The sequence below is a fragment of the Streptomyces taklimakanensis genome (assembly GCF_009709575.1).
GTDB lineage: Bacteria > Actinomycetota > Actinomycetes > Streptomycetales > Streptomycetaceae > Streptomyces > Streptomyces taklimakanensis.
Genome location: NZ_WIXO01000001.1, coordinates 1,438,532 through 1,456,409 on the forward strand (window position 1 = coordinate 1,438,532; position 17,878 = coordinate 1,456,409).

General features: G+C 71.1%; 11 protein-coding genes. 3 read left to right on the forward strand and 8 right to left on the reverse strand.

What is annotated here, in order from left to right:
• Positions 1-42: 42 nt before the first annotated feature.
• The 7 genes from pulA to F0L17_RS06395 all read right to left on the reverse strand — a co-directional run bounded on the left by pulA (position 43) and on the right by F0L17_RS06395 (position 13,877).
• A complete protein-coding gene (pulA, locus tag F0L17_RS06365; protein ID WP_162465884.1) occupies positions 43-5,445 on the reverse strand; it encodes a pullulanase-type alpha-1,6-glucosidase in 5,403 nt (1,800 codons plus the stop codon).
• 181 nt (positions 5,446-5,626) lie between these two features.
• Positions 5,627-7,309: a carbohydrate-binding module family 20 domain-containing protein gene (locus tag F0L17_RS06370; RefSeq protein WP_155070298.1), complete on the reverse strand. Its 1,683-nt coding sequence runs from the start codon at positions 7,307-7,309 to the stop codon at positions 5,627-5,629.
• A gap of 451 nt (positions 7,310-7,760) precedes the next feature.
• A complete protein-coding gene (locus F0L17_RS06375; protein WP_155073248.1) occupies positions 7,761-8,885 on the reverse strand; it encodes a LacI family DNA-binding transcriptional regulator in 1,125 nt (374 codons plus the stop codon).
• Positions 8,870-10,525: a glycoside hydrolase family 13 protein gene (locus F0L17_RS06380; RefSeq protein WP_155070299.1), complete on the reverse strand. Its 1,656-nt coding sequence runs from the start codon at positions 10,523-10,525 to the stop codon at positions 8,870-8,872. Before F0L17_RS06380 ends, F0L17_RS06375 begins: the two co-directional genes overlap by 16 nt.
• A gap of 63 nt (positions 10,526-10,588) precedes the next feature.
• Complete coding sequence (locus F0L17_RS06385; protein WP_155070300.1) at positions 10,589-11,542, reverse strand: sugar ABC transporter permease; 954 nt, start codon at positions 11,540-11,542, stop codon at positions 10,589-10,591.
• A gap of 5 nt (positions 11,543-11,547) precedes the next feature.
• Complete coding sequence (locus tag F0L17_RS06390; protein WP_155070301.1) at positions 11,548-12,567, reverse strand: carbohydrate ABC transporter permease; 1,020 nt, start codon at positions 12,565-12,567, stop codon at positions 11,548-11,550.
• A 32-nt stretch (positions 12,568-12,599) separates the two neighbouring features.
• Positions 12,600-13,877, reverse strand: a complete 1,278-nt coding sequence (locus F0L17_RS06395; RefSeq protein ID WP_155070302.1) for an extracellular solute-binding protein — start codon at positions 13,875-13,877, stop codon at positions 12,600-12,602.
• Positions 13,878-14,115: 238 nt separating this feature from the next.
• Here F0L17_RS06395 and F0L17_RS06400 point away from each other — a divergent pair, with 238 nt between their 5' ends.
• From F0L17_RS06400 to F0L17_RS06410, 3 genes are all read left to right on the forward strand, one after another.
• A complete protein-coding gene (locus F0L17_RS06400; RefSeq protein ID WP_155070303.1) occupies positions 14,116-15,453 on the forward strand; it encodes an extracellular solute-binding protein in 1,338 nt (445 codons plus the stop codon).
• A 181-nt stretch (positions 15,454-15,634) separates the two neighbouring features.
• A complete protein-coding gene (locus tag F0L17_RS06405; protein WP_162465886.1) occupies positions 15,635-16,705 on the forward strand; it encodes a substrate-binding domain-containing protein in 1,071 nt (356 codons plus the stop codon).
• 75 nt (positions 16,706-16,780) lie between these two features.
• Positions 16,781-17,587, forward strand: coding sequence for a phosphatase PAP2 family protein (locus tag F0L17_RS06410; RefSeq protein ID WP_238419260.1), 807 nt, complete (start codon positions 16,781-16,783; stop codon positions 17,585-17,587).
• Positions 17,588-17,682: 95 nt separating this feature from the next.
• Here F0L17_RS06410 and F0L17_RS06415 read toward each other — a convergent pair whose 3' ends face one another.
• On the reverse strand, positions 17,683-17,877 hold the full coding sequence (locus F0L17_RS06415; RefSeq protein ID WP_155070305.1) for an antitoxin: 195 nt from the start codon (positions 17,875-17,877) through the stop codon (positions 17,683-17,685).
• Between the last annotated feature and the right edge of the window lies 1 nt (position 17,878).

Consider the following 17,878-nt stretch of genomic DNA (forward strand, 5'->3'; position numbering starts at 1 on the left):
CGCCCCGGTGGCCGTGCCCCTCCCCGTCTCCCGTCGGGGTGCCTACCGCGCGGCGAACACCGCCACCGTGCGGGCCGGGACGGTGAAGGTGCCCCGGTCCGCGTCGAAGGTCGCGGTCCTCACCACCGGGTCCGAGCCGGACGCCTGCGCCGGGTGCAGGGCGTAGGAGCCGCCCGCGAGCGAGGGGACGGTCTGCGTCCGCCGCTCGGGGGTGGCGTTGAAGACGACCACGAGGTCGTCGCCGCCGTCCTTCAGCCGCATGGTGATCACGCCCGGGGTCTCGTCCTTCCCCGACAGCGGGAAGGACAGGGCCCGCTGGACGTCGGCCGCCGTGGCCTGGCCGAAGACCCCCTCGGTGGAGCGGATCGACAGCAGGTCGCGGTAGGCGGCGGAGGCGCCCTCGATCTCCGCGCAGGACGGCGTGAGGTCGGCGGCGGTCAGCAGCGGCCGGGCGTACGGCCACTTGTCCCGGTTGTCCCAGGCCGGAGGCAGACCGCGGCCGAAGCCGTTGCCGGCCTCGCAGTTCCAGTGGATGGCGTTGTACCAGTCGCCGGAGTCGTAGGAGTTGCGGTCCAGCGACTTCGACCGCAGCAGGTCGGTGCCCGCCTGGCTGAGCACCGGCCCCTGCGAGAGGGCCGCGGTGGCCATGGCGACCACCTGCATCCGGGCGCGGTCGGCGGCCGGGGTGTCCTTGGGCAGCTTGAACGCCAGGGCGTCGTAGAGGGTCTCGTTGTCGTGGGCGTCGGCGTAGGCGAGCGCGTCGCCGGGCGCGTCGGCGTATCCGGCCGGTGAGCCGTTGTAGTCGACCTGCGAGCCCTTGACCCGTCGCCCGGAGGTGTCGGTGAAGGTGTAGTCGGCGAGGTTTCCGGACAGTCCGACCTTGATCAGGTCCTGTTGGCGCAGCAGCCGCCGGCGCTGCTCGGCACGGTCGCCGTTGGCGTCCGAGGAGTTGGGATCGGTGTACAGACCGCTGGCGAAGCCCTGGACGCCGGGGTCGGCGTCGAAGGGACCGCCGCCGCGCACCGCGTCGCGGGCCCGGTCGGAGAAGGTGGCGATGCCGGTGCCGGCCATGTTCTCCTGCGTGGCCTGGACGAAGCGGGCGTCGTCCGCGACCTCGCCGAAGTTCCAGCCCTCGCCGTACAGGACGATGTTCTTCCCGTCGACCCCGTCCTTCTCCACGGTGAGGGCGTCCAGCGCCTTCCGGACGGCGAGGATGTTCTCCTTGGGGTGGTGGCCCATCAGGTCGAAGCGGAAGCCGTCCACCTTGTAGTGCTTGGCCCAGGCGACGACGGAGTCCACCGTGAGCTTGCCCATCATGGTGTTCTCGGGCGCGGTGTTGGCGCAGCAGGTGGAGGTGGCGACGGTGCCGTCCGCCAGCAGCCGGTGGTAGTAGCCGGGCACGATCCTGTCCAGGACGGACTTGTCGTCCTGCCCGGCGGCCATGGTGTGGTTGTAGACCACGTCCAGGACGACGCGCAGTCCGGCCTCGTTGAGGCCCTTGACCATCTCCCGGTACTCGACGGTGCGGGCGGTGCCGTTCGGGTCGGTGGCGTACGAGCCCTCGGGCACGGTGTAGTGCAGCGGGTCGTAGCCCCAGTTGTAGGCGTCCTTGTCGCGGACCTCGGCCACGCACTCCTGCTGCTTCTCGGAGTCGGCGGGCAGGGCCGCCAGGTCGCAGTCGGGCTCGGCGCGGTCGGCGGCCCGCTCGGGGATGGAGGCGATGTCGAAGGAGGGCAGCAGGTGGACGTGGGTGGTGCCCGCCTCCGCCAGCTCCCTCAGGTGTTCCATACCGGCCGAGGAGCGCTCGGTGAAGGCCAGGTAGCCGCCCCGGTGCTTCCGGCGCACCGTGGGGTCGGCGACGGAGAAGTCACGGATGTGCAGCTCCTGGATCTGCGCGTTCCGCAGCGGTACCGCCTCCGGCTTCCGCAGCTCCTCCCAGCCCTTCGGGGCGAGCTCGGGGTCGGCCGGGTCCACCACCAGGCTCCGCCGCGAGTCGGTGGTCAGTGCGGTGGAGTACGGGTCGGTGACCTTGTTGGTGACCGTCTTCCCCACCGAGGGGGCCCAGACGGTGACGTGGTAGCGGTAGGGCTTGCCCCGCCAGCTCCGGTTGCCCTTCGCGCTCCAGACGCCGGTGGCGTCGTCGCGCCGCATCCGCACGGTGCGGCCGTCGAGTTCGAGGGCGACCTTGTGCGCGGTGGGCGCCCACACCGAGAGGGTGGGGCGGCCCTTGCGGTCGAAGACCGGGCCGAGGTCGGCCTCGGCGGCCTCCGTGCCGTAGACGTCGTCGAGGACGCCGGCGATCTGCACCCCGGTGGCGGCCAGCAGCGCGCCCTCGGCGGTGCGCTGGGTGGCGACCAGTTGGCCGCGCAGGGCGGTGCGCACCCGGTCGCGGTCGCGCGGGTCCACGCGGAAGGCGGCGTACTCCTTCAGGTGCGGGTACTTCCTCCGCTGTTCCTCGGTCAGTCCGCCGGGGACGGGGTTCAGCCGCAGCCAGTGTCCCTCGTGGGACAGGGCGCCGTCCTCGACCGTGATGGTGCCCCGGGGGTCGTACACGAGCTGCTCGCCGGTGGCGTCCGTGGCCTTGACCTTCCAGGCGACGGTGTCGCGGTCGATCCACTGCGCCTCGGCCTTGGTCGGGTCCAGGACGGGGGCGCTGCCGGTGGTGGGCAGCAGGTAGCCGGGGGTGGCCGACAGCTTCCACACCTCGCGGCCGTGGGTGGCGAAGTCCAGCGACTGGTCGGCGTCCTCGTCCTTGGTGTCGCCCTTGTGGATGATGTAGTTCAGCGACGTGGCCCCCTCGGCCAGCGGCACCTCGAAGGTGACGCCGAAGGAGTCCTTCCCGGTGGGCATCAGCGGCTTCGACCAGTCGGTGGGCTCGGCGGCGCCGGTCCAGGTGTGCAGGCCCCAGCCGTCGTAGTCGCCGTCCGCGCGGTGGTAGTGGAGAACGGCGGTGTTCTCGCCGGTGTTCTCGCCGTCCTGCGGCGGGTGGCCGTCCTCGGGCCGCTCGGTCAGGAGCCCGTCCTCGCCCTGCTCGACCCACACCTCGCCGGTCCTCGTCAGGTCGATGGTGCGTTCGGGACCGTCGGCGGTGTCCCCCTTGGTGACGGTGAAGCTCAGCTCGGTCGGTCCGTCGGCGACCTCCATCCAGGCGAAGGCGCCGTAGGCGTCGCGGCCGACGAAGGCGGCGGTCCGCTCGCCGGAGGTCAGCGTCCAGCCGTCGTAGTCGCCGTCCGGGCGGTGGTAGTGGACGACGGCCCAGTCCCGCTCGACCGCCGAGGGCCTCTCCTCGGGCGGGGCCTGCCCCGCGGTGGAGGCCGCCAGGTCGCTCGCGGTGCGGCCCGCGGCGTCGACCACGACGGCCTTGTAGCGCAGCGGCGTTCCGGCCGCCACCTCCTTCCCCAGGTACTGGGTGACCCGGTAGGGGGCATGGTCGGCGGTGCCGAGGGTGTGCCACTTCCCGTCGCCGACCCGGGCGGCGAAGACGACGCGGTTCAGACCGCCACCGTCCACGTCGGCGGTGATCTCGACGGTGCCGGTGGCGCCCGCGGCGGGGGCCCTCAGCTCGACGGTGGGCCCGGTGTCCGGGACGGGAAGCGGCCGGGCGGCCTTCAGGACGACGGTGGACAGCGCCGGGACGGTGACGGTCAGCGTGGCGTCGTCGCCGGTGCGGACCGTGGCGTCGGCGCCGCCGTGGATCGGGCGGAAGGCGGTGTTCGGCGAGTCGGTGGCGAGCTTCACCGTGCGGGCCTCCTCGCCGTTGTTGGCGGCGACGAGGTACTCGGTGCGCTGCTCCGCGTCGGTGCGGGAGAAGGCGTAGACGCCGGGGCCGTCGCCCGGCTCGGCGTAGCGCTCGGTCTGGACGCCGTCGCGCAGGGCGGGGTGTTCGCGGGTCAGCTTCGACAGTGCGGCGATGGACCGGTACAGGGGGTGGTCGGTGTCGTACGCGTCCCGGGCGTGGGTGCGGTCGGTGCCGATCCGGTCGTTCTTCTCCGCGTCCAGGTAGGCGGGCGTCCGGGAGGCGAAGAGGGTCTGGCGGGCGTCCTGGTCGCCGCCGGCGCCGGTGAAGCCCTGCTCGTCGCCGTAGTAGATCACCGGGTTGCCCCGGGTGAGGAACATCAGCTCGTTGGCGAGCTTCGCCCGGGCGAGCAGTTCGGCGTCGTCGGCGTCGGGGTTGTCCTGCCGCAGGAAGGTGCCGATCCGGCCCATGTCGTGGTTGCCGGTGAAGGTGACCTGTTCGTAGGCGTTGGACCGGCCGGTGGTGTAGAGGTGGTCCTGGGCGAACAGGTCGGACAGCTTGGTCGCCGGTCCGCTCCGGGAGGCGTAGGAGCGGGCCGCCTCCTGGAAGCCGAAGTCGAGGGTGGCGTCGAGCCCGCCCCGGGTGACGTAGGGCGCCATCCGGGCGGGGTCGGAGCTGTAGACCTCGCCGAACATGAAGAAGTCGTCGCGGCCCCTCTTCGCGGCGTAGGCGTCCAGCGCCGTGGCCCACTGGGTCCAGAACTCCAGGTTGACGTGTTTGACGGTGTCGATGCGGAAACCGTCGATCCGGAAGTCCCTCACCCACCGCTGGTAGATCTTCTTCATGCCCTCGACGACCTCGGGGCGCTCGGTCCACAGGTCGTCCAGGCCGTGGAAGTCGCCGTTGAGGGAACTCTCGCCGGCGAAGGTGGAGTCGCCGCGGTTGTGGTACATCGTCGGGTCGTTGAGCCAGGACGGGACCTTGACGTCCTTCTCGTCCTCGGCGACCACGGGGGTGCGGGGGAAGGACTCGCGGTCGACCTTCGGGAAGCGCTTCCCCGCCGCGTAGTCGGTGTCGTCGAAGGGCTCGCCGTCCTTGGTGAGGTAGGGGAAGGCGCCCTCGGAGAGGTAGGAGTAGGACTTCTCCTCGTAGTCCACCACGTCGGCGGTGTGGTTGGTGATGACGTCGAAGAAGACCTTCATGCCCTTGGCGTGGGCCTTGTCGATCAGTTCGCGCAGTTCGGCGTTGGTGCCGAAGTGCGGGTCGACCCGGGTGAAGTCGGTGATCCAGTAGCCGTGGTAGCCGGCCGAGGCGTTCTCGCCCTCGCCCTGCACCGGCTTGTTCTCGAAGATGGGCGCCATCCAGATGGCGGTGGTGCCCAGGCCCTTGATGTAGTCCAGCTTCTCCGTCAGGCCCTTGAGGTCGCCGCCGTGGTAGAAGCCCTTGTGGGTGGGGTCATGGCCGGTCGTGAGGCGGTCGCCCGTCAGCCCGCCGCGGTCGTTGGAGCGGTCGCCGTTGGCGAAGCGGTCCGGCAGGACGAAGTAGAACTGCTCGCGCGTCAGGTCGTGCCGGGTGGGTTCGGCGGCCAGTTTCGCGTCGGACGGCGGCGGTGCCGCCTCGGCGGCGGGCGCCGCCGCGGTGACGAGCGTCGCGAGGACGGCGGCCACGATGCTCGCGGCCGTTCCTCTGCGCGCCAGGGGACCTCTCACGGGTCGTTCTCCTCGGGTGTGGTGCGGTGGGTCGGTGCGGGGATGTTCCGGTGCTCGGGAGTTTCGTCGGGGTCCCGCCGGTGCGTGCGGACGGAGGAGGGGACCGCCCGGCCCACTGCGGGGATCACGGGTACGGGGCCGGGCGGTCGGTCCTGCGGTGCGCCGTCGGGCGTCGGGACGGCTAGCCGCGCCAGGTGTCGTTCAGGACGACCCTGCCGTCGGCGGGGACGGTGGCGGTGCGGTTGGCGCCGCTCTCCCAGATGACGTTGCCGCCGCCGTCCTTGCGGAGGTACTTGTACTCGAAGGTGGTGCCGGGCGGCAGGTCCACGTCCAGCTTCCACACCGGGTAGGCCGCCGGATCCAGTTCGAGGGCGTCGGCGGTGTTCCAGTTGCCCAGCTCGGCGCGGTCGCCGGTGACGTGGATGCTCTCGCCCCACACCGTGGTGGCGTCGACGTTGAACGAGGCGCCGTCGGCGGGGTCACCGGGGTCGCCCGTGCCGCCGTCGTCTCCGGAGCCACCGCCGGAGCAGGTGCGGGCGCCGGTGTGCAGGGCCAGGGCGGTCCTGGCTCCGAGGGTGGCGGTGAACCGGCCGGAGCCGTCGACGGTGACCGTCCGTCCGCTCTGGACGTCGCAGTAGTCGCCGGCGGGCAGCGAGGTGGTGAAGGTGCGGCTCAGGGCGGAGGGCTCCTGGTTGACGACGACGTACGCCCGGGAACCGCGGCCGAAGGCGATGGCGTCGTTGCCGTTGTCCCACCAGTCGGTGACGGCCTGTCCGCGCGCGACGTTGCGGAAGGCGACCATGGAGGAGATCTCGCGCCAGGCGTGCTGGCACTTCCAGCCGTCGGTGTAGCAGGCCGCCACGTGGCCGCCGTTGGGCGGACCGGCGTCCTTGTCGGACCACTCGTAGCCGGAGTGGACGTCCGGGGAGCCGTAGGGCCAGGCCAGCATGAAGACGTTGGCCAGGGTGTAGTCGGCGCCGTTCTTGTAGTTGAGGGTGTCGCCGACGCGCTCGGTGTCGTGGTTCTCCACGAAGACCCCGGCCTTGCCGGACTCCATGAAGCCCCAGCCCTCGCCGAAGTTCCTCAGGTGGGCGAGCTTGTCACCGGTGAACACCCGCTTGAGCTCACGGCCGTAGCGGAACTCCTGGACGTCTCCGCTGCCGAGGTACTCGGTGGGCGAGACCGCCTCGCCGGCGCCGTGGATGGCCTCGTGCTTCCAGTAGACGTTCGGGTCGGAGAGCCGGGACTTGACGGCGGCCAGGTCGGTGGCGGGCATGTGCTTGGCGGCGTCGATGCGGAAGCCGTCCACGCCCAGGGAGAGCAGGTCGTTCAGGTAGGCGGCGATGCGGTCGCGGACGTACTCCTCGCCGGTGTCGAGGTCGGCCAGACCCACCAGTTCGCAGTTCTGGACGTTGGTCCGGTTCCGGTAGTCGTTCACCTCCGACCGGCAGTCGTCCATGTCCTGGCCCTGGTAGATGCCGGGGTAGTCGTACTTGCCGAACGGGGTGCCGCCGGTGCCGGTGCCGCTCGCGTGGGCGGACATGTGGTTGACGACCGCGTCGGCGACGACCTTCACGCCCGCTCGGTGGCAGGTGTCGATCATGTTCTTGAAGGACGCGCGGTCGCCGAGCCGGCCGGCGATCTTGTAGCTGACGGGCTGGTAGGACGTCCACCACTGGCCGCCCTGGATGTGCTCCTGGGGCGGCGAGGTCTGGACGTACCCGTAGCCGGCCGGGCCGAGGGTGTCGGTGCAGGCCTTGGCGATGGAGTCGAAACGCCACTGGAACATCACCGCGGTGACGTCCTTGGTCCCGGGTGGGGCCGCCTGTGCCTGCCCGGGGACCGCGACGAACGAGCCTGCCATGCCCGCGACAAGTGTGAGTGCGGCGGCCGCCGCTCTTCTGGCCACGTTTCCTCCTGTGGGGGAAGCAGATGCGTCATGCCTGCCTGGGGGCAACGCGCCGCGCCCGTAAGGCCGTGGAAGCCGAATGCTCTTGCTGCAAGAAGACTGAAAATTCGTGCAAGTCTTCGCGCTGGAGACCGTAGACGGGCCCCTGACGGCCGTCAAGGCTTTCGACACGCCCCGGAAACGTGACCGCCTTCTCCGCGCAATCTCTTTCGCAAGGGATTGCATGGTGCTACGTTCAACCACACTCCCGGCCCGGCCGGTCGGGGGTTCCGCACGAGGAACCCCACGCGCCCGGCCGGTCGGGCCGGGTTCCGACGACGACGGGCGGACGCGCACGGCCCACGCCGCGCACGTCCGCCCTCCGGACGAACGATCCCCGGATGCCCGGAAGCCCTCCTGCCGGCCCCTACGGCACCCGGGCCTCCCCCACCGGGGCGGGCGGCGGGGCCGTGGAGCCGCGCACCACCAGCTCGGGCTGGAAGACGAACTCCGTGTGCTGCACCGGGCTCCCGCCGATCTCCTCCAACAGCGCGCCCACCGCCGCGCTCGCCATGGCCTTGACCGGCTGCCGCACGGTCGTCAGGGGCGGATCGGTGAAGGCGATCAGCTCCGAGTCGTCGAAGCCGACCACCGACAGGTCGCGCGGCACCTCCAGCCCCCGCTGCCGGGCCGCCCGCACCACGCCGAGCGCCATCATGTCGCTGCCGCAGACCACGCCCGTACAGCCGGCGTCGATCAGCGCCCCGGCCGCCGCGTGGCCGCCCTCCAGCGTGAACAGCGTGTGCCGGACCAGTCGCCGTGTCTCCTCGGCCGGAACGCCCCGCTCCGCCAGGGCCTCGGTGAACCCCTCCGCCTTGCGCCGCACCGGCACGTAACGGACGGGGCCGACCGCCAGACCGATCCGCCGCGGATCGTGTCCGAGATCGGTCAGGTGGCGGACGGCCATCCGCGCCGCCGCGCGGTCGTCGGGCGAGACGAAGGGCGCACCGATGTGCTCGTTGAAGCCGTTGACGAGCACGAACGGCACGCCGCGCCCGGCGAGCCGGACGTACCGGCCCGGATCGGCGGTGGTGTCGGCGTGCAGTCCGGAGAGGAAGACGATGCCGTTGACGCCGCGCTCGACGAGCTGGTCGACCAGCTCGTCCTCGGTGGCGCCGCCCGGCATCTGGGTGCACAGCACCGGCGTGTAGCCGTGCCCGGCCAGGACCTGCTCGATGACCTGCGCGAACGCCGGGAAGATCGGGTTGGTCAGTTCGGGGATGACCAGCCCGATCAGGCCGGCGCTGCGTTGCCGCAGCCGCACCGGCCGCTCGTAGCCCAGCACGTCCAGGGCGGCCAGCACCTTCTGCCGGGTGCCGGCCGCCACCCCCGCCCTGCCGTTGAGGACGCGGCTGACCGTGGCCTCGCTGACCGAGGCCTGGGCGGCGATGTCGGCGAGCCGGGCGGTGTGCGGACCGGCCCCCACGACCGTCCCGCCCTGCGGCGGGACCGGTGCGGGGACCGTGCCCGCCTCGGTCACGCCGTCCACCAGACGGTGGTGTCGGCCGGGAGTGCCCCACCGTCGTACTCCCCGCTGGCCAGCAGCGCCCGGCCGGGTGCCGCGGGCAGCTCCACCGGGGCCTCGGTGGTGTTGACGGTGCAGACGAAGTCCTTCCCGGAACCGTCGGCGGCGCGACGGCGGAAGGCCAGCACCCCGGCGGGGAAGTCCTCCAGCCACTCCACCTCCTCGCCCGCGCCCAGCGCCGGGTGCTCGCGGCGCACGGCCAGCGCGCTGCGGTACAGCTCCAGGGTGGAGGTGGGGTCGCCGGTCTGCTCCTCGACCGACAGCTCCGCCCACTCCTCCGGCTGGGGCAGCCAGCTCCCACCGGAACCGAAGCCGTGGCTGGGGCCGTCGGCCGTCCACGGGATGGGCACGCGGCAGCCGTCGCGCAAGCCCTCCTGGCCGTTGTCCTTGAAGAACGACGGGTCCTGGCGCACCTCGTCGGGCAGGTCGACGACCTCCGGCAGGCCCAGCTCCTCGCCCTGGTAGACGTAGGCCGAGCCGGGCAGCGCCAGCATCAGCAGCGAGGCCGCGCGGGCGCGGGGCAGACCGCCGCCGAGCCGGGTGCGGTGCCGCACGACGTCGTGGTTGGAGAGCACCCAGGTGGTGGGGGCGCCGACCGGGCGCATGGAGTCCAGCGACTCGTCGATGACCGCGCGCAGCGCCTCGGCGTCCCAGCCGGTGTTGAGGTAGTGGAAGTTGAACGCCTGGTGGAGCTCGTCGGGCCGCAGGTACAGGGCCGTGCGCTCGGGGCTGGGCGTCCACGCCTCGGCGACGCCGATGCGCTCGCCCGGGTACTCGTCGAGGACGCGGCGCCAGGAGCGGTAGATCTCGTGGACGCCGTCCTGGTCGAAGAACGGCAGCACCTGGTTGCCCAGCAGCTTCAGCTGACCGGAGCGACCCATGTCCGGCAGTCCGGCGGCCTTGACCAGGCCGTGGGCGACGTCGATGCGGAAGCCGTCCACGCCCATGTCCAGCCAGAAGCGCAGCACCGAGCGGAACTCGTCCCGCACGGCCTCGTTCTCCCAGTTGAAGTCGGGCTGCTCGGGGGCGAACAGGTGCAGGTACCACTCCCCCGGCGTGCCGTCGGGGTTGGTGGTGCGGGTCCAGGCCGGGCCGCCGAAGATGGACTCCCAGTCGTTGGGCGGCTCGTCGCCGCTCGGGCCGCGGCCGGGCCGGAAGTGGTAGCGGTCGCGCAGCGGGGAGCCCGGTCCCTCGCGCAGGGCGCGCTGGAACCACTCGTGCTGGTCGGAGGAGTGGTTGGGCACCAGGTCCACGATGATCCGCAGGCCCAGTTCGTGGGCGTCGCGGATCAGGGCGTCGGCGTCGTGGAGGTCGCCGAACATCGGGTCGATGGCCCGGTAGTCGGCGACGTCGTACCCGGCGTCGGCCTGCGGGGAGGCGTAGAAGGGGCTGAGCCAGACGGCGTCGACGCCCAGGTCGGCCAGGTACGGCAACCGCGCGCGGACGCCCGCCAGGTCGCCCATGCCGTCGCCGTTGCCGTCGGCGAAGGAGCGGGGGTAGACCTGGTAGATCACCGCGTCGCGCCACCAGTTGGTGGGCCCTCCCGAGGCGTCCGTGCGGAGGGCGGGAGCCGTACCGGTGGCGGGGGCTGAGGAGTGCTGGGTCATGTCATCCCTGGTGGTCGTGAGTGGGGGGACGCGAGGCGCCGCGCGGGCTGGGGTGGGGGCCGGTCAGGACTTGACGGCGCCGGAGGTCAGTCCGGCGACGAGGTGCCGCTGGGCGATCCCGAAGACGATCGCGGCCGGCACGGCGATGATCACCGCGGCGGCGGTCATCGAACCCCAGTCGCCGACGTACTGGTTGACGAAGGTCTGCAGGCCGCCGGCGAGGGTGAGGTTCTCCTCGCCGGTCATGAAGGCCGACGCGTAGGCGACCTCGGCCCAGGCCGTCACGAAGCTGTAGAAGCCGGTGACGGCCAGGCCCGGCTTGGCCAGCGGCAGGATCAGCCGCCAGAAGGTGCCGAAGGGGTTGAGGCCGTCCACGCGCCCGGACTCGTCGATGGAGACGGGGATGGTGTCGAAGAAACCCTTCATCATCCAGGCGCAGAACGGCACCGCGATGGTGAGGTAGGTGATGATCAGGCCGACGGGCTGGTTGAGCAGTCGCAGCTGCGCCATCAGGTTGTACAGCGGCACGATCAGGATCGCCATGGGGAACATCTGCGTGATCAGCAGGGTCCACATCAGCGGCCGCATGCCGGGGAAGCGGAAGCGGCTGACGGCGTACCCGGTGGTGGCGGAGATGAACACGCCGAGCACCGTGGTGACGACCACGACCACCACCGAGTTCCAGAACCACGTCAGGAAGTAGGTGTCGTTCAGGACGTGGTCGTAGTTCTCGAGGGTGAAGTTCTTCACCAGCGCGGTGGTGAAGGTCTCGGTCTTGGGTTTGAAGGACGTCACCAGCAGCCAGAACGGCGGGAACACCGCGACCACGGCGGCCAGCAGCAGACCCGCGTGCAGGCCGACGGAGGCCAGGGGGCCGCGCTCGCCGCGCCCGCGGACGCGCCGGGGGCGGCCGGCCTCCGCCGGCGGCGCGGGCACCGACGGCGCGGGCGCGGTCGTGGTGGGGTCGGGCGTGGTGGTTCCGGTGGTGCTTTTGGTGGTGGTCCGTGTGGTCTTCATGGTCGTCACCACACCTCTCCCTGCTTGCGGAGCGAACGGCGGTAGACCACCGCGAAGGCCATCAGGAGCAGCAGGATCAGCACGCCCCAGGCCGCGGAGGTGGCGAAGTCGCGCGGGCTGTTGAGGAAGGACAGCCGGTAGGCGTAGGTCACCAGGATCTCGGTGGAGTCACCGGGGCCGCCGCGGGTGAGCAGGTAGATCACCGGGAACATGTTGAACGTCCAGATGGTGCTCAGCAGGACCACGGTGCTGCTGACCGAGCGGATGCCGGGCAGGGTGACGTTGCGGAAGCGCTGCCAGGCGTTCGCCCCGTCCACCTCGGCGGCCTCCAGCAGCTCGCCGGGGATGGCCTGGAGCGCGCCCAGCAGGGCGACGAGCATGAAGGGCACGCCCAGCCAGACGTTCACCGCGATGACCGAGATCTTCGCCCAGGTGGGGTCGCCCAGCCAGGGGACGCCGTCGATGCCGCCGCCGGAGAGCACCTTGTTGAGGATGCCGTTCTTCTCGTTGAAGAGCATCTTCCAGGCGAAGACGGAGACGAAGGCGGGAATGCCCCAGGGCAGGATGATGGCGATGCGGTACAGGGCCCGGCCGCGCAGCTTCCGGTTGAGCATGACGGCCAGGACCAGGCCGGCCAGGAAGGTGACGGAGACACAGCCGACCGTCCACACCACCGTCCAGCCCAGCCGGTCCCAGAAGACGCCGTCGGTGAGGATCTCCGTGTAGTTCTCCAGACCGGTGAACTCGTAGGTCGCCTCGATCTCGTTGACGCCGATGGTGCGGGCCACGTTGGACTCGTCGGCGTTCGTGAGGGACAGCCAGACGCCCCGTAGCAGCGGGTAGCCGATGATCACCGCGATCACGGTCACCACGGGGGCCACCATGGCCCAGGCGTACCAGTGGGTGGCCAGGGCCCGGCGCAGCGGTCCGGGAGCCTTTCCGGACTTCTCGCCAGTTCCGCGGCCGCGGCCGCGGGCGTCTCCGCCCGCGGCCGGTGCCACCGACTGGCCGGTCTCGACAGCCATGGTCGTCGGTCAGCCTCTCCTGAGTTCCTCGGTTACTTCCAGTCCCCGCCCTCGAGGAGCTCGGCGTACTCCTCGCCGGCCTTCTTCGCGGCGTCCTCCGGCGTGGTCCTGCCGGTGAGGACCTCGGCCAACTGGACGCGGAGCGGCTCGAAGAGGGAGTTGCCCTGGGCGATCCAGGGGCGCTCGACGGCCTTGTCCACGGCGGGCTTGAAGAACTGGACCATCTGGTTGTCCTTGACGGTCTGCTCCTCGTAGACCGAGGTGCGGGTCGGCAGCAGGTTCAGCTCCTCGGTGGTGCGCTTCTGGACCTCGGCGGAGCTCATGTACTTCACGAACTCGTAGGAGGCGTCCAGGTTGTCGGAGCCGGCGTAGACGGAGTAGTTGTGACCGCCCTGCGGGGAGCCCTGGCCGGCGCTGCCGGCCGGGACGGCGGCGACACCGAGGTTGTCCTCCCGGCCCTTGAACTGCCTGCCCGCGAGGGTGTCCTCGATGGCCCAGGGGCCGTTGAGCATCATCGCGACCTTGCCGTCCTTGAAGGCCTTCTGCATGTTCTCCCAGCCGTCGGTCGTGTCGGTGATCGCGGCCTCGGAGTCCACCAGGTCCTTCATCACCTCGAACGCCCGCACACCGGGCTCGTCGTCGATGGTGATCTTCTTGGTGTCGGCGTCGAGCATGTCGCCGCCCTCGCCGTAGAGGAAGGGCAGGACGAAGTAGGGGTCGTCACCGCGCAGGTAGAAGGGGGTGACACCCTCCTTCTCGAACTTGCCGGTGGAGTTCTCGATGTCCTCGAAGGACTTCGGGACCTCGACGCCGGCCTTCTCCAGCAGCTCCTTGTTGTAGAAGAGCGCGAGGGTGTCGATCACCTGCGGCACGGCGTAGGTCTTGCCCTCGTACTGGGTGCTGCCCCAGGCCTGCGGCAGGAAGTCGTCCTTGCCGTCGACGGCGACGGTGTCGTCCAGCGGGGCCAGGTAGCCGAGGCTGGCGAAGTCCGCGACCCAGGCGACCTCGGTGCGCATCACGTCGGGGGCGCCGGCGCCGCCGCCGGCGGCGTTCTTGAACTTGTTGCTCGCCTCGCCGAAGGGCACGTTGACGTACTTGACCTCGACCCCGGGGTGCTCCTTCTCGAACTCCTCGGCGACCTTCTTGAAGAAGTCCTTCTCCGCGTCGCCCGAGGTGTCCCAGAACTCGACGGTGCCCGACAGCTCGCCGCCGGCGTTCTTCTTGCCGTCGCCGTCGTCGCTGCCGCCGCAGGCGCCGGCCGCCAGCGCGATGGCGGCCACCAGTGCGGTGGTCCCTATGCCACGCCGCATATGAACTCCTCCATGTTCCGGTGCCCGTCTCGCGGGGGCACGGGCGTACTCCGCGCGGGCCGCTCGGTCGCGGCGCCGGGCTGACGAGGAACGTAACAGCGACGCAATCTTTTAGAAAGACCTTGCGGCAACTTTCTGCAAACGAGTCCGCAACGGCTTCCGCAAGAAGTTGCATCCCTGCTACCTTCCTCCCGGTCCACAGCGGATCCTCCGGTTGAGGTCAGACGGGAAGAGCACGATGGAAAACCGCATACAGCCCGGAACTCCCGGTTCGGCCGGACGGGGCCGGCGGCGCCGCGCGGTCGCGGCCGCCGCCGTCTGCCTCTCCCTGTCCCTCACGGCCGGCGCCTGCGGACTGACGGGGGACTCCGGTGACGGCGCCTCGACCGTCTCGGGCACGATCACCTGGTGGGACACCTCCGGCGAGGCGGAGAACCCCCACTTCGCCGAACTGGTCGCCGCCTTCGAGGCGGAGTACCCAGCCATCGAGGTCGACCACGTCGGCGTGCCCTTCGACCAGGCCCGACAGAAGTTCCTGGACGCGGTGGAGTCCGGGCGGGACGTGCCCGACGTGCTGCGCGCCGACGTCGGCTGGACCGCGGGGTTCGCCGCCGAAGGGCACCTGGCCGACCTGACCGGCACCTCCGCCCTGGACGGCGACATCTCCGAGGACTTCCTGCCGAGCACCACCGCGAGCGTGGTGCGGGAGGACGGCAGCGTCCACGGCGTCCCACAGGTGACCGACACCCTGGCCCTGCTCTACAACAGGCGGATCTTCGAGGAGGCCGGGATCGCGCGGCCCCCGGCCACCTGGAAGGAGCTCAAGGACGTCGCCTTGAGGATCAGGGAGGAGACGGGCGCGGAGGGCATCGTCCTCAACCCCGACCCGTTCTTCTCGCTGCCGTTCCTCTACGGCGAGGAGAGCGACCTGGTCGACGTCGACGCCCAGTCGATCACCGTCGCCAACGAGGCGTCGGTCCGCGGCGTGTCCACGGCCGCCGACCTGGTCTCCTCCGGTGCCGCTCCCGAGCCGCCGCGCGAGGACGCGTACGCCGCGATGCAGAACGCGTTCAAGGAGGGCGAGGCGGCCATGATGATCAACGGCCCCTGGGCGACCTCCGAGATCTTCACCTCCCCGGAGTTCGAGAACCGCGACAACCTGGGCATCGCCGCCGTCCCGGCCGGCTCCACCGGCACCGCCGGCTCGCCCACCGGCGGCCACAACCTGGTGGTCGCGGCGGACTCGGACGACCTGGAGGCGTCCTACCTCTTCGTCAGGTTCATGACGGACGCCGAGCAGCAGGAGAAGACCGCCCTGGCGCTCGGCCTGCTGCCGACCCGTACCGCCGCGTACACCGACAAGGTGCTCTCCGATCCGGTCCGCAACTCCTTCTACCTGGCGCTGACCAAGGCCGTGGCCCGGCCCTCCATCCCCGAGAGCGGCCGGTTGTTCACCCTGCTCCAGCCCCACTACACGGCCATCCTGCGCGGTGAGGAGACCCCCGAGGAGGGCCTGGCGCGCACCGCCGAGGAGTGGAACGAGCAGTTGCTGCCGGGCTACCGCGTCGAGCGCTGACGCCGGCCCCGCCGCGCGGCGTCCGTTCCGTCCCGCGTCGGCCCCGGACCGGGCCCGGGTGGGTCCGGTCCGCCTTCGCCACCACCGGAATCCGCCCTTCCGCGCGAGGGAACCACCATGAATCCGGCGAACTCCCGGGTACGGTGGGCAGTGCGACACACGGCCGGTACAGTCCAGTGCTGTGACCGCACGGCTAGCTGACATCGCAGCCCAGGCGGGGGTCAGCGAAGCGACGGTCAGCCGCGTCCTCAACGGCAAACCGGGCGTTTCCCCGGCCACCCGCGAGTCCGTCCTCGCCGCGTTGGACCTGCTGGGGTACGAGCGACCCACCAGGCTGCGCCGGCGCAGCGCGGGCCTGGTGGGGCTGATCACCCCCGAGCTGGACAACCCGATCTTCCCGGCGTTCGCCCAGGTCATCGGGGAGGCGCTGACCCGTCAGGGCTACACCCCCGTCCTCGCCACCCAGACCCCCGGCGGCTCGACCGAGGACGAGCTGACCGAGATGCTGGTGGAGCGGGGCGTGGCCGGGATCATCTTCGTCTCGGGCCTGCACGCCGACACCAGCGCCGACACGCAGCGCTACGAGCAACTGCGCGGCAAGGGCGTGCCGTTCGTGATGATCAACGGGTTCTCCCCCAAGGTCCGGGCGCCCTTCGTCTCGTCGGACGACCGCGCCGCGATGCGCCTGGCGGTCACCCACTTGGTCTCGCTGGGCCACGAGCGGATCGGGCTGGCCCTGGGGCCGGCCCGTTTCGTGCCCGTCCAGCGCAAGACGGAGGGGTTCACCGCCAGCCTCCAGGAGCAGCTGGGCATGACGCCGGAGGAGGCGGGGGCCTTCGTCCAGCACTCCCTCTACACCCTGGAGGGCGGCCAGGCCGCCGCCACCTCGCTGATCGACGCCGGCTGCACGGCGGTGGCCTGCGCCAGCGACATGATGGCCCTGGGTGCCATCCGGGCCGCCCGCCGGCTCGGCCTGTCGGTCCCCGGCGACATCTCGGTGGTCGGCTTCGACGACTCCCCGCTGATCGCCTTCACCGACCCGCCCCTGACCACCATCCGCCAACCGGTGACGGCGATGGGGCAGGCGGCCGTGCGGGCGCTGCTGGAGGAGATCGGCGGCACCCCCGCCCCGCACAGCGAGTTCGTCTTCCTGCCCGAACTGGTCGTCCGCGGCTCCACCGCCTCCGCTCCTCAGGGGCGGACGTCGGCCTCGGGGAGGAGCCGGAGCGGACAGGACCAGACCGGGGGATGATCGGTCGGGGGCCGGATTCTGGCAAACTGTCGCCCCATGGGGGCACCGATTACGAGGACGACGGAAGAAGCCGAGATGACCACCGTCATTCCGGCAGATGAACGCGGACGTGTTCCGGCGCCGCGCCGAACCGTCGTCCAGCGCATCCGCGCCCCCCGCCGGCCCCGCATCTGGTTCGAGATCGTGCTGATCGCGGTCAGCTACTGGACCTACTCCATGATCCGCAACGCCGTGCCGGAGCAGGAGGCCCAGGCGCTGCGGAACGCCGACTGGCTGTGGGAGGTCGAACGCGCCCTCGGCATCGCCGTCGAGCAGTCGCTCAACCACGCCGTCAACGGCGTCACCTGGCTGATCGTGACGATGAACTACTACTACGCGACGTTGCACTTCGTCGTGACCATCGGCGTGCTGGTGTGGCTCTACCGCAGACACCCCGGCCGCTACGCCGCCTCCCGCACGGTGCTGTTCGCCACCACCGCCGTCGCCCTGCTCGGCTACTACCTCTACCCCCTGGCGCCGCCGCGGCTGATGGAGAGCGTGCACTTCATCGACACCGTGAAGGTCCACGACACCTGGGGCTCGATGGCCTCGGGCAACATGGCGAGCGTCTCCAACCAGTACGCGGCCATGCCCTCGATGCACATCGGCTGGTCGGTGTGGTGCGGCATCACCATCGCCGTGCTCGCCGCGCCGCTGTGGGTGAGGATCCTCGGCTGGCTCTACCCGGCCGTCACCCTCGTCGTGATCGTCTGCACCGCCAACCACTTCTGGCTGGACGCGGTGGGAGGGGTGGCCTGCCTGGGCATAGGCTTCGCCGTCTCCTGCCTGTGGTACGGAGCGCCGGCCCACCGCCTGCCGCGGATGGTGCCGGCCTCACCGTGAACGGGCCCACGGCGCCCCGAGGACGACGGACGGGGCCGGTGACGCGCGGTGCGTCACCGGCCCCGTCCGTCGTTCCCGAGGTGCGGGCCGATCGACTACCGCGGGCGGTTCTCGTCGCCGCCGTAGGAACGGCGGACGCTCTCCGCGGCCCGGTCCGTCCGGGCGTCGTAGCGGTCCCCGGTGCGCTCGTCGACCGTCCGCTCGGCCCGGTCGACGGCCTGGTCCGCCTTGTCGGGGTGCCCCTTGGCCATCTCCTTGGCCTTCTTCGCCATGTCGCCCAGCTTGCCCATG

What these genes read in the sequence shown, in the direction of transcription:
- F0L17_RS06370 (WP_155070298.1), bottom strand. Translation starts at nt 7,309, where the DNA reads ATGGCAGGCTCGTTCGTCGCGGTCCCCGGGCAGGCACAGGCGGCCCCA.
- F0L17_RS06380 (WP_155070299.1), bottom strand. Translation starts at nt 10,525, where the DNA reads ATGACCCAGCACTCCTCAGCCCCCGCCACCGGTACGGCTCCCGCCCTC.
- F0L17_RS06385 (WP_155070300.1), bottom strand. Translation starts at nt 11,542, where the DNA reads ATGAAGACCACACGGACCACCACCAAAAGCACCACCGGAACCACCACG.
- F0L17_RS06390 (WP_155070301.1), bottom strand. Translation starts at nt 12,567, where the DNA reads ATGGCTGTCGAGACCGGCCAGTCGGTGGCACCGGCCGCGGGCGGAGAC.
- F0L17_RS06395 (WP_155070302.1), bottom strand. Translation starts at nt 13,877, where the DNA reads ATGCGGCGTGGCATAGGGACCACCGCACTGGTGGCCGCCATCGCGCTG.
- F0L17_RS06400 (WP_155070303.1), top strand. Translation starts at nt 14,116, where the DNA reads ATGGAAAACCGCATACAGCCCGGAACTCCCGGTTCGGCCGGACGGGGC.
- F0L17_RS06410 (WP_238419260.1), top strand. Translation starts at nt 16,781, where the DNA reads ATGACCACCGTCATTCCGGCAGATGAACGCGGACGTGTTCCGGCGCCG.
- F0L17_RS06415 (WP_155070305.1), bottom strand. Translation starts at nt 17,877, where the DNA reads ATGGGCAAGCTGGGCGACATGGCGAAGAAGGCCAAGGAGATGGCCAAG.